Consider the following 12,746-nt stretch of genomic DNA (forward strand, 5'->3'; position numbering starts at 1 on the left):
TTAGATAAATTAGCAAAAATTATGATTAATCAGTTTTTTAGCCTGTTTATATGAATGTTAGATAATCCTTCATTCATGTTTAAAGAAAAAAATATCCTTACCTTTGTTATATATAAACGGTTTCGGAACACTCCCGAAATCGATTTTGTCGTTTATACCACTATTATATTATGCAGCTAAAACCTATACAAGAAAAGTTTCTTCCCGATTTGCTTCAAAAAGAATTTGGAAAAGAGATTTTCACTCAGTTAGAAAGCAGCCAGCATATTTCCGTAAAAGGAAGTGCCGGTTCGTCGGTATCTATTTTTGTTGCCGAACTTTTCCTGACCAGGAAGAAAACCGTTCTTTATCTGGTAGATGACAAAGAAGATGCATTATATGCCAATACAGAAATGGAAGACCTGCTTGGAAAAGACAAAGTTCTGTATTTCCCGGCAACCCATCTGGAGCCTTATCAGATAGAGAGAACGCAGAATGCCAATCTCGTACTCAGAACAGAAGTTCTTAATAAAATTACTTCCGGAAGATCACCAAAAGTGATTGTGGCTTACGCAGGAGCCTTATCTGAAAAGGTTTTGAAGAAGGAAGACTTTAAGGCGATTTCGCATCATATAAAAGTAGGCGATCATCTGAATTTTGATTTTGTAGATGAATTATTGAATCATTATAATTTCCAGCAGTCGGACTTCGTTTCTGAACCCGGAGAATTTTCCGTAAGAGGAGGAATTGTTGACGTGTTTTCTTATTCTTATGAAAAACCTTACCGCCTCACCTTCTTTGGGAATGAAGTGGAAAGCATCAAAACTTTTGATATAGAAACACAGCTTTCGATAGACAAAGTCAAAGACTTTCAGCTGGTTTCCAATATGAATTTTTCGGTAACGGGAACCAGAGTCTCGCTTTTGCAGCTTTTGCCTGTGGAAAGTTTTGTTGTTTCCAGGAATGGAGCGGTTGGTATGCAGAAGATCAAAACATTTTATGAAAAATCACTGGAAAAGTATGTGACTTTAAACAAAGATATAGCTCACCGAACCCCACAGGAACTTTTCATTTCCGATCAGGAATTTCTGTTTGATTTAAAAAAATTCAAAACCATTGATTTTGCAGGAATTTCAATTGAAGGACTTAAAGAAATTACTGAAATAAAAATTGAACAGCTACCACAGCCATCTTTTCATAAAAACTTTGAACTGCTAATAGAAGACCTGGAAGAAAAGCAAAACGAAGGTTTTGATACCTGGATTTCTTTTTCAACGGAGAAGCAGCGGGAGAGACTGGAATCTATATTTGAGGAATTAGAACATGAACTTCCTTTTAAAAGCTTCAAGTCTGAGTTACATGAAGGATTTGTAGATAACGCACACAAGCTCCTGGTTTATACAGATCATCAGATTTTCGACCGTTATCAGCGTTATAAAGCGAAAAATACTTTTGCCAAATCTGAACAGCTTACCCTGAAAGATCTGATGTCCCTAAAAGTAGGTGATTATATTGCCCACATCGATCATGGAATAGGGAAGTTTATGGGGCTCGTGAAAGTAAACAATAATGGAAAGATCCAGGAATGTTTCAAGCTGACTTATAAAAATGGGGACTTATTATATGTAAGTATCCATTCCCTCCATAAAATTTCAAAATACAACGGCCCTGATGGAAAGGAGATCGTTCTGAGTAAATTAGGTTCTCCGGCGTGGAAGTCTCTGAAACAAAAAACAAAAGCAAAAGTAAAACAGATCGCTTTTGATCTTATCAGGTTATATGCTGAAAGAAAAACGGCAAAAGGATTTTCCTACACCCCGGATTCTTATCTGCAAAATGAGCTTGAAGCCAGTTTTATTTATGAAGATACTCCGGATCAGGAAAAAGCGACCATTGATGTAAAAAAGGATATGGAAGCAGATACAGTGATGGACAGACTGGTTTGTGGAGATGTAGGTTTCGGGAAAACAGAAGTGGCGATCCGTGCTGCATTTAAAGCGGCAACGGATGGTAAGCAGGTTGCTGTGCTGGTTCCTACCACCATTCTGGCTTTTCAGCATTACAGAAGTTTTAAAGAAAGACTGAAAGATTTTCCGGTGACTGTTTCTTATGTGAACAGGTTCAGGACGGCCAAGCAGAAATCTGAAGCTTTAGACGGGCTTAAAAACGGGAAAGTAGATATTATTATAGGAACTCATCAGTTGGTAGGCAACTCTGTTAAGTTCAAAGATCTTGGCTTGCTGATTATTGATGAGGAACATAAGTTCGGAGTTTCCGTAAAGGATAAACTGAAAACTCTGAAAAATAATGTAGATACCCTTACACTGACTGCTACTCCGATTCCGAGAACGCTTCAGTTTTCACTGATGGCGGCAAGAGACCTTTCAGTTATCAAAACTCCACCGCCCAACAGGCAGCCGGTTGATACGCAGTTGATAGGTTTTAGTGAAGAGATTCTAAGGGATGCAGTTTCTTATGAACTTCAGCGGGACGGACAGGTTTATTTTATTAATAACAGGATAGAAAACTTAAAAGATATAGCCGGACTTATCCAAAGACTGGTTCCTGATGCAAGAGTGATCACAGGACATGGCCAGATGGAAGGAAAGCAGCTGGAGAAGAATGTATTGGATTTTATGGAAGGTAAATATGACGTTCTTGTTTCTACAACCATTGTAGAAAGTGGAGTGGATGTTCCTAATGCGAATACGATCTTTATCAATGATGCTCATAAATTCGGGATGGCAGATCTGCACCAGATGAGAGGAAGGGTAGGACGGAGCAACAGAAAGGCATTCTGTTATCTGATTACGCCTCCTTATGATATGATGACCTCCGATGCCAGAAAACGTCTTGAAGCTATTGAACAGTTCTCTGATCTTGGAAGCGGTTTCCAGATTGCAATGAAAGATCTGGAGATCCGTGGTGCTGGAGATCTTCTGGGTGGTGAGCAGAGCGGATTTATCAATGAAATGGGGTTTGAAACCTATCAGAAACTAATGCAGGAAGCTTTGGAAGAATTAAAAGATGATGCTGACTTTGAGAATTTATTTGATAATGAAGAAGACAGGCAGAAGCTTTTTAAATCTGTGAAAGATGTGAATATTGATACGGATCTTGAGCTGATGCTTCCGGATTTCTATATTTCGAGCACGGAAGAAAGGTTGCTGCTGTATCAGAAAATTGCGGAGATTGATAATGAAAAAAGATCTTCATCAGTTTGAGCTGGAATTAATCGACCGTTTTGGTGCCTTACCAAAGGAAGCCGTCAATTTGTTGAAGAGCGTTGCGTTGAAATGGCTCGCTTCAGAAATAGGATTTGAAAAGATTGTCATGAAGAATGGGATATTTTTAGGGTATTTTCCTGGAAATCCACAGGATAAGTTTTATCAGACAGATGGTTTCAGGCATATTATCAGTTACTTAACTCAAAATCCTGCTGAAGCTCAGCTGAAAGAGAAAATTGGGAAGGAAGGAAATCAGCTCATGATGAGAAAGGAGAAAGTAAAAAATGTAGATGAGGTTAATATATTGCTGAAAACGATTATTGGACACAGATAAAAAATACCCGGTATTTTTTTCTTTAAAAGTGTAATAGAAGATCTGAAAACATGCTTTTCAGATCTTTTTTTATTGATTAATATCATGTTTTTATTTTTAAATAAGAATAATCTACCGAACGTAAAGCTCTTGAAAATCACGATGTAATGAGAAAAAATGTTCCGGTATGGGCTTCTCTTAGGAGGTTTTAGCGATTTTGATCTCGAAAGTCAATAAAAAAAATAATAAAATGTAGTAATAATTCTACTTTTTCGTACGATTAATTCTACAACATAATCGTTTTATTACTACGGGTTTAAAGGTGGTTAAGGGATTTTTTTTGAATGAAATCATTACCTTTGCAACCCTTATTATGAAAAAAAATATTTTATGTTGCACAGCTGTGATGGTATCACTTTCTGTCAACGCTCAGGTGGGAATTGGAACTACTTCTCCTAAATCTACTCTCGATGTCAACGGGAAGACCACCTTAAGAAAAGAACTTAGAGTAGGCGGTACATCTGCCCAGATTGGAGATGCCGGACTGAACGGCCAGGTTTTGGTTTCTCAGGGCGAAGGTTTGCCTCCCATCTGGAAATCTTTAAATGTATCCTTTATGGAAGAAGGTCAGTATAAACTGATCAATTCGTATTTGTCATCAGATCAGGCAGGTATTATAGAGCTTTCCAGTGGTATTGCAGCAGATAATATCTATAAGAACAATGTCGGAGATGATATTACCGATACTTCAAAAGGAAAGTGGCTCAAAATTGAAGGTCTTAAAAATGATTTCATCATTAAAAACGGAAAAAACAGATTGACTTACCAGTTTCAGACAGGTATTGAGATGAAGGCTCCAAGTGCAGGTACCTCTCAGTCGATTACTTTTACCTGTGGTGTTTTCAGGAATGGAAAACTGGTAGCAGTGCGTCCTGACAAAGTGGTTTCCAATAACAACACAGAAAAGGCAGGAATCCAGGATTATATTTTTACCCTTAATTATACGGAGCAGAATGTTCCTATAGGTGCACAGACACTTGAAGTGGCTTGCCGAAAGATCAATACATCCAATCTGAACTCAGAGTTTGCAATAGGGCGAAATGTATCCAATACAAATACTGTTTCCAATGCATTTACTCTAGAATCTATTATGAAAATAGATGTTATTGAATACGTAACTTATAAAAGCAATTAATTGATGAAAAATATTATATCAATCCTGTTTTTTGTAACAGGACTGTCTCTTTCTGCCCAGGTGGGAATCAATACGGATTCTCCAAAAGCAAAACTGGATGTCAATGGTGATATCAATTTAAGAAATAAGATCGTTGTTTTGAATGTTACAGACAACAGTCTTTCCCAGGGAAATAATGACCAGCTTCTGGTTTCGCAGGGTGAAGGCTATCCTCCGATCTGGAAGTCGCTGCGTATTCCGGAATATGAACCGAATAAATTCTATTTAATATTCAATAACTCTTTTTCTGATAGAACCGGAGTGAGATTTGCCAGTAATGAGCAGTCCACTATAACGGCTAAGAATACAGCTTTTGCTAAAGGAACGGATATTGCCAGTCTGCCAGGATTTAAGAAAATTGCAGGTTTGTCACAGCCTATCAGTGTGTTCAGTACAGACAGCAAAACTTATTTTCAGTTTGAAACGGTGGTACAGGCCAATCTTCCTGCCAACGGAACACCTGATATTTCAATAGACTATGCATGTGGTATTTTTGTGGATGACAAGCTGGTGAATCTTAGACAGAGAAATCTAAAAGCAAGTAGTGCAAGCAGTACTTTCATTACCCACAACCAGATCGGGGTTGTATCCAATCTTACTAAGGGACAGCATAATGTAAGCGTTGCCTGTTCAAGAATTGCGTCTTACAATACGGCAAGCAGTGTGACACTGACTATAGGAATAAATGCAGACTCAAACATTAATGACTTTATTGCTCAGTCTTCCCTGAAGGTTGACGTATATGAGATTCCTCAGATATTTAACCCAATTATAAACTAATCTAGGCATGAAAAAAATTATTATTATAAAATCTTTAGTGTTTGCGGTATTGGCAAATGCGCAGGTGGGTATCAATACTCCCAATCCTGTTAATATGCTGGATGTAAACGGGGATATTAATGTAAGGAAAGAGCTTAGAACTGGAGGAACCAATCTTTTGAAAGGATCTGCAGGATCAGCGGGAACTATTTTTCATAATAATTCAGAACTGAATGTAAATGACTGGAAAAGTGTAAAAATTGCTGATGGCCAAGGAAGTATGTCTGTGTTTTCATTAAATACGGTAGCAGATAAGACGGGTGCTGTATTTTCTTCAACTAACGGATCTACAAGCCCATATACGGAAGGGACAACAATTAATAGTACATGGACGGTTCTACCGGGGACTACTGATACTTTTTCTATTACCAATGCTGTAAATAAAGTAGCTTTTACCTTCCAGACCACTGCTCAGAAAACGGGAAATGGTAATGCTTCTGCCGGTTTTGCCTGTGGTGTTTTTGTAGATAATCTTCTCAGGGCAGTTCGCACAGACGTTTTAATAGGTTCGGACGGAAGTTATAAAATCTTTAATCTGAATGCGACACTTGCCAATCTAACCCCAAAAAATAATTACGTTGTAAAAATAGCCTGTACCAAAAGAAACCTGAATTCAGGAACTCTAGGAATCGGAACAGCTGTTAATACAACTTATCTGAATAATGAGATGTCTCAGTCGGTTTTAACAACATCTGTACTGCAGCCTTATTAAATTTCATAACAGATTGTATAAATATAAACCTAAAAGCCTTGTGTTTTTAGGTTTTTTTGATGAAAAAATGTGTATTGCTATCGATTTGTTGTGAAAACAGATGTTTTCATAAAAAAAATGAGTTATATTTGTGAACTCACTAAAATATTTTTTCATGGGAAAAAACTATCTTTTTAAAATCTGTGCAGGAGTTTTGTTTGGTCTTATGATCTCATGTAACAACTCTTCTTCGGATGACTTTGAACCGAGTGCCAATAATGGCGGAAATAATGGAAATACACCTCCGCCAGCCAGAGTCCTGGAAAAGATCACTTTAAACAATAATGTTCAGGAAGAATATTCTTTCAATGGAAGCCTTTTTAATAAAGGTATGCTGAGAGATGGAGTGACCAATAATTACTATACCGGTACCGCTACCTATGTTAATAATAAAATTGCTAAAATAAAATTCCTGGGAAGTATTACTGGCAGTGTGGCTTATGATTTTAGCGTAAGTGAAGACAGCAAAGGAAATGTTTACAGTGCTACATGTATCGCTACAGCTGCTACAGCGCTGGATTCTTTTGTGAGTGATTATACATTTACTTATGATGCTTCCGGAAAAAAGCTTGCCAAGATCCTTGAAAAAAGAAAAGTAGCCGGAAATACAGCTTACAGTGTTTTCGTGGAAAGTACTTTTACTTACAACGGAGACAATATCTTTAAGGCAGAATGTGCCAAGGGAGTGCTTACAAGCACGGGAGCTCCCAATATGGCTACTGCGAAGCTTACGGTATACAGCTTCCAGAACTATGACTCCAAAGTAAGTCCGTTCTCTACGCTTCCTAAATCATTCTTTACCGCATGGAGTCTCATCCGTCCTGAAACTTTTTACAGGATCTCTCCGAACAACCCAACCTCTGTGTATGTGATGCCTCCTTCTCCTGCACCGGGTGTGAATACACCTATGACTTATCAGTATGATGGTTACAATTATCCGGTGTCAGATAAGGATCAGACCCTTAAATATGTATACAGAACTTTATAGTCTTATTTGATTATCAGTTTTACTGGAATATAAATAAAAACCTAACTTTTGTATAAAAAAAAGTTATATTTGTCAAAAAATAAACAATTACCTGGAAATGAAACAGCTTTTCTACTTTATTTTATTACTCGCAGGATTCTCATCAGTACACTCATGTAAAGATATGCTGGATGAAAATGGAGATCCGTTATTGGATCTGAACAATACGGGAGGCTTAAACGGCCCAAGAGCATTATACAGAGAAATCACAGACAAAGATACATTAGCAGAATATCATTACAGTGGGCTTTTGGTAACGAAAGTAATCACAGATAGTGCTTCAATTACAGATATTGCCTATAGTGGTGACAAAATAAGCCAGATTACCTTTAATGGATTTTTAGATCTTGATGGTAATGGAAAGCTGGATAAAGACAGTGTTTCTTATACCCAGTTATTTACCTATGGACCCAATGACAGACTGGATAAAGTTTCTGAAAGCCGTTCGGTCTTCAGAAGACCAGCACCGGTGCCTCCGGCAACTACACCAGGACCGCAGACTCTTTTAGCAAAGACAAAATCTCTTTATGATTTAATATACAATGCTTCTACTGCAAAGATTGATACTATTATCATGAAAAACGGACCAGATGTTCCGGGACAGCCGTTAATGCCTATCAGTTATACTAAAACAGCATATTCTTACTTAGGTGATAATGTATCCAAAGTGGTAAAACATTACGGACCTATGACAGGAACTATGAACGCACCTGTATTCGGAAGACCTACCAGCAAATATGCATTTGATTTCTATGATTATGATACCGTGATCAGTCCATTTACATTGCTTCCATCAGCGTATAAGATTTCGAGATTGATGTCAACTGAATTTAAGGATCAGGAAAGTCATATTCTATCTCCAAACAATCCTAAGAAAATGTCGGTAACCGATCTTCTTCCTCCTATTCCTACTCCGATCATAAGAACTACAAATTACAACTATGATCCACAGACGTATATGACAAAAGGGTATGGTGTAAACTACATTTATAAGCCTTTCTAAAAAATAATATTTAAAATATACAGGCCCGATCTTTCAAGATTGGGCTTTTTTATTTTTTATCCCTTAATTTTGCAAAAAATTTCTCAATGAAATACTTAATAGTCGGCCTTGGAAATAAAGGTCCTGAATATGAAAATACCCGTCACAATATAGGATTCAAAGTTGCAGAAAAAATAGCAGAAACGCTTGAGGTTTCATTTAATACCACCAATTTTGGATGGATGGCAGAAGGGAAACATAAAGGAAGAAAAGTGTTCATTCTAAAACCGGATACTTATATGAACCTCTCCGGAAATGCTGTGAAATTCTGGATGCAGAAAGAAAACATCCCTTTGGAGAATGTACTTATCGTGACAGATGATCTAGCGCTTCCGTTCGGAACTTTAAGAATGAAAATGAAAGGTTCTGACGCTGGCCACAACGGGTTAAAAAGTATCAATGAAAAGCTTCAGACCCAAAATTATGCAAGACTGCGTTTCGGGATTTCTGCGGACTTTTCTGAAGGGCGTCAGGTAGACTATGTTTTAGGAACATGGAACGAAGAAGAATCCGGTAAGCTTGCCGAAAGAATTGAAATGTTTTCTAAAGCCAGCTTATCCTTTGTTTTTGCAGGGATCAATAATACCATGTCAGCATTTAACGGGAAGTAAAATCAGTAATAGAAGCGGTTCCCATCATCATAAACGGATAAATAAAAATAAAGACCATCGGATTTTCCGATGGTCTTCTGTTATACTTTAAAAAATCAATTTCCAATCTAACTATTACATGATTTTTGTTAAAGCCAGGTTACAACTCCTGTTTCAACGTCATAGTTGGCTCCAACTATTTTGATCTTACCTTCGTCTTCAAGCTTTTTAAGGGTAGAGCTTTGGCTACGGATATCTTCGATTGCGTTTTTTACGTTTTGCTGGTTCAGTCTTTCCAAAAGCGACCCGTTTTTTGATGAACGTTCTTCGCCTTCTTCAATGATTTCATTGATAATTGGGTCAAAGTGATTAATCAGATGGTTTAGATTATCCATTCCCATTCCTTGAATCTGCGCTGCATCTAAGCCTCCTTTTAATGCACCGCATTTGGTGTGTCCTAAAACGACTACAAGCTTGGAGCCGGCCACGTTACAGCCAAATTCCATTGACCCTAGGATATCCTGATTGATGAAATTACCGGCAATTCTGATACTGAAAACGTCTCCTAACCCCTGGTCAAAGATAAGTTCTGCAGAGGTACGGCTGTCTATACAGCTCAATACTACGGCAAAAGGCCACTGCCCTTCGCGGGTTGCATTTACTTGTTCTAAAAGATCTCTGTTTGCCTTTAGATTATTTACGAATCTTTGGTTTCCGTCTTTTAAAAAATCTAATGCTTTTTCAGGCGTAATTGTAGATTGAGTTTCGTATGTATGTGCTTTCATATGATATTTATTCTTTTTAAAATTAAAATTATTGTAATGAGCTTACATAGCTCTTCTGTGGGTGATGAGGATGTGAGAATCTTCATCTCTTTCGTAATCTTTGTATGAAGTTTTGAAACCTAAAAGTTCCACATTAATGTCTTCTTCTTTTGCCCTGATATTAGCAAAATCCTGGATCATTTCCAGTACGTCTGTAGCGATATATGACGTTCCTCTTGCATCAATGGTCACAGTAGAGTTGGGCTTAATGTTTTTTAGTGTCTTTTTGATGGCAGCCTTATTTAAGAAAGAAACTTCTTCAGCAAGCTTAATGTTGATACCATCTGCATCATCCAGCTTTTCTCTGCTCAGATAATAAGCACGCTTCATATTTCCCTGAAGGATATAGAATACGGAAATAGCCAGACCAATACCAACCCCTTTCAGAAGGTCGGTCGCCACTACAGCCACTACGGTCGCTACGAATGGTATAAACTGGAATTTACCCAAATGCCAGAAATGTTTGAAGGTTACAGGCTTAGCCAGTTTATATCCAACCAGGATCAGTACAGCGGCAAGCGTTGCCAGCGGTATAAGGTTTAAGATAAAAGGAATGCTAAGTACACAGACCAATAGTAATATACCGTGGATCATTGCAGATGACTTTGAAGTAGCTCCTGCATTAGCATTGGCAGAGCTTCTTACCACTACGGAAGTCATTGGCAGACCTCCGATAAATGAACTGATCAGATTCCCGATTCCCTGCGCTTTAAGTTCAAGGTTCGTATCGGTAATTCTTCTCTGCTTATCTAATCTGTCTGAAGCTTCAATACAAAGCAGTGTTTCAATAGAAGCTACAATGGCAATGGTTGCCCCTACTATCCATACCTTAGGATTGGTGAATCCATTAAAATCAGGCATCGTAACAAGATTTTTGAAATCATCCAATGATTTTGGAACGGGTAGTGAAACCAGGTGTTGCGTACCAATCGCCAATGAGCTTCCGGACAGTTTGAATAATTCGTTAAGAAGTATTCCTGCCACTACTGCTACCAATGCTCCGGGAAGCATTTTCATTCTTTTTAAAGCAGGAATTTTATCCCAGAGAATAAGAATGCCTACAGAAACCAGCGTTACTAAAATGGCACCGGTATGTACGGCTCCGAATAATTCTGTGAAATATCCGAAGTTAAGTCCATTGTCAAAAATAGATTCGTGCCCTTCATAATCATTATCGAATCCCATGGCATGAGGGATTTGTTTTAAAATAATAATGATACCGATGGCAGCAAGCATTCCCTCGATGACATTGTTCGGAAAATAATTGGATATACTTCCTGCTTTGATAAATCCTAAAACTAACTGGATAAAACCGGCAATAATTCCGGCACAAAGGAAAAGCTCGAAAGCCCCCAGGTCTGTAATAGCCGTTAAAACAATGGCTGTAAGCCCGGCTGCCGGACCTGATACTGATATGTTTGAGTTACTTAGAAATCCTACTACTAATCCTCCTACTATACCGGAGATTATTCCTGACAAAGGCGGTGCCCCTGATGCTAAAGCGATTCCGAGACATAATGGAAGCGCTACTAAGAATACAACGAGTCCTGAAGGGAAATTCTCCTTGATTCCTCCTATAAATGATGTTTTTTTCATGATGTTTTTGAAAAATACTATAACCGATTGATCTATACGTAGATAATCAACTATAAAAGATTGGAAATTTAATTTTAAAGCACACGTACCCGATATCCAATTTGATATGAATACGATTAAAAAATCTGGCTGTACTTAAAGTTAAGCTTCCGGAGGCGGAGAAAATATGGTGAGTAAAGGAGACAGATGAAAGGAATCATCTATCAGTATAAAAGAAACACCCTGAAGATCAGGTTCTGAAAATTTAACGTAATCGAATACGTCCAAAGTTTTCGGAAGTGTTTTTTCGTAAACAATAAAAGAGGATGGGTGAGAATGCGGTTCTTCTTCATTGATTATTACATTAGTCCTTGCGATATCCCAATTGGCAATTGCAGCAATGCCTGGCAGTGCTGTGAAATTGAGAAAGAAGGTTAATACAATAATACTCCAGAATTTCATCTTACATTCATTTTTAGAAAAACTACGTCGTTTTTCTGCTCATTACCCAATCAGAACTTGTAAGGTTGTAGATTTTTTGGATGTCTTTTAGGATTTTCTCGAAATCGATCTCCAAATCAATAATCTTACCTGTTCTAAGGTCAAATACCCAGCCGTGTACAATAGGAAACTCTTCCAAAATATATCTTTCCTGTACACAGGCCATTTTGATCACGTTGATGCACTGCTCCTGAACATTAAGTTCTACAAGCTTGTCATAGCGCTTTCCTTCATCTTCAATAGAATCTAACTCGGCCTGGTGCAATCTGTAAACATCACGGATGTTTCTCAGCCACGGATTCAACAGTCCCAGGTCCTGAGGAGTCATCGCTGCTTTTACACCTCCGCAGTTATAATGCCCGCAAACAATAATATGTTTTACTTTAAGATGTTCAACTGCATATTGAATAACTGCCGTTGAACTCATGTCTAAAGTGTTGACTACATTAGCGATGTTTCTGTGAACAAAAACCTCTCCAGGTTTTGCCCCCATCAGTTCTTCTGCTGTAGCTCTACTGTCTGAGCATCCGATATATAGATAATCAGGATGCTGAGTTTTAGCAAGCTCGCTGAAGAAATCTGGATCTTGCGAAATTTTAGATTCTACCCATTTTCTGTTGTTTTCGAAAATAACTTCGTACGATTGTGACATAATTTAAAATTAAAAAGGTTTTTATAATTATTTATTTCGTTTAAATTATTTTCAAATTCAATAGATTAAATCAATAACTATGCAAAAATATAATTTTTGCGGAAAATGCAATCACTTTTAACAATATTTAATATTAAAATATGCTTAAAATCATGTTTAAAGTCAATGATAGCTATTGTTTCTGGATGAATCTGATCAAAATGTTTACAATT

At 37.6% G+C, this 12,746-nt stretch carries 10 protein-coding genes and 1 pseudogene; 7 read left to right on the plus strand and 4 right to left on the minus strand.

Features of this window, described 5'->3' with window-relative positions; genetic code table 11:
* The first annotated feature begins 170 nt into the window (after positions 1-170).
* The 7 genes and pseudogenes from mfd (at position 171) to pth (ending at position 9,003) form a co-directional block, all read left to right on the plus strand.
* Positions 171-3,540, plus strand: a pseudogene (gene mfd, locus QF044_RS19775) (transcription-repair coupling factor).
* 352 nt (positions 3,541-3,892) lie between these two features.
* On the plus strand, positions 3,893-4,714 hold the full coding sequence (locus tag QF044_RS19780) for a hypothetical protein (protein ID WP_307271053.1): 822 nt from the start codon (positions 3,893-3,895) through the stop codon (positions 4,712-4,714).
* 3 nt (positions 4,715-4,717) lie between these two features.
* Entirely contained in the window at positions 4,718-5,533 is an 816-nt protein-coding gene (locus QF044_RS19785) for a hypothetical protein (protein ID WP_307271056.1), read from the plus strand.
* A gap of 7 nt (positions 5,534-5,540) precedes the next feature.
* Entirely contained in the window at positions 5,541-6,284 is a 744-nt protein-coding gene (locus QF044_RS19790; RefSeq protein ID WP_307271058.1) for a hypothetical protein, read from the plus strand.
* 154 nt (positions 6,285-6,438) lie between these two features.
* Positions 6,439-7,311: a hypothetical protein gene (locus tag QF044_RS19795; protein WP_307271061.1), complete on the plus strand. Its 873-nt coding sequence runs from the start codon at positions 6,439-6,441 to the stop codon at positions 7,309-7,311.
* Positions 7,312-7,408: 97 nt separating this feature from the next.
* A complete protein-coding gene (locus tag QF044_RS19800; RefSeq protein WP_307271064.1) occupies positions 7,409-8,353 on the plus strand; it encodes a hypothetical protein in 945 nt (314 codons plus the stop codon).
* Positions 8,354-8,439: 86 nt separating this feature from the next.
* Positions 8,440-9,003 carry an aminoacyl-tRNA hydrolase gene (pth, locus tag QF044_RS19805; RefSeq protein ID WP_307271067.1) on the plus strand — a complete coding sequence of 188 codons (564 nt, stop codon included), beginning with the start codon at positions 8,440-8,442 and terminating at the stop codon, positions 9,001-9,003.
* A 128-nt stretch (positions 9,004-9,131) separates the two neighbouring features.
* On the opposite strand, the gene QF044_RS19810 is transcribed toward pth, so the two are convergent.
* The 4 genes from QF044_RS19810 to QF044_RS19825 all read right to left on the minus strand — a co-directional run bounded on the left by QF044_RS19810 (position 9,132) and on the right by QF044_RS19825 (position 12,534).
* On the minus strand, positions 9,132-9,767 hold the full coding sequence (locus QF044_RS19810) for a carbonic anhydrase (protein WP_307271070.1): 636 nt from the start codon (positions 9,765-9,767) through the stop codon (positions 9,132-9,134).
* A gap of 42 nt (positions 9,768-9,809) precedes the next feature.
* Positions 9,810-11,402 carry a SulP family inorganic anion transporter gene (locus tag QF044_RS19815; protein WP_307271073.1) on the minus strand — a complete coding sequence of 531 codons (1,593 nt, stop codon included), beginning with the start codon at positions 11,400-11,402 and terminating at the stop codon, positions 9,810-9,812.
* Positions 11,403-11,543: 141 nt separating this feature from the next.
* Complete coding sequence (locus QF044_RS19820; protein WP_307271078.1) at positions 11,544-11,843, minus strand: hypothetical protein; 300 nt, start codon at positions 11,841-11,843, stop codon at positions 11,544-11,546.
* Positions 11,844-11,865: 22 nt separating this feature from the next.
* Positions 11,866-12,534, minus strand: a complete 669-nt coding sequence (locus tag QF044_RS19825; protein WP_307271080.1) for a carbonic anhydrase — start codon at positions 12,532-12,534, stop codon at positions 11,866-11,868.
* Positions 12,535-12,746: the final 212 nt, after the last annotated feature.

The organism is Chryseobacterium sp. W4I1 (genome assembly GCF_030816115.1).
In the GTDB taxonomy this organism is placed as follows: Bacteria; Bacteroidota; Bacteroidia; order Flavobacteriales; family Weeksellaceae; genus Chryseobacterium.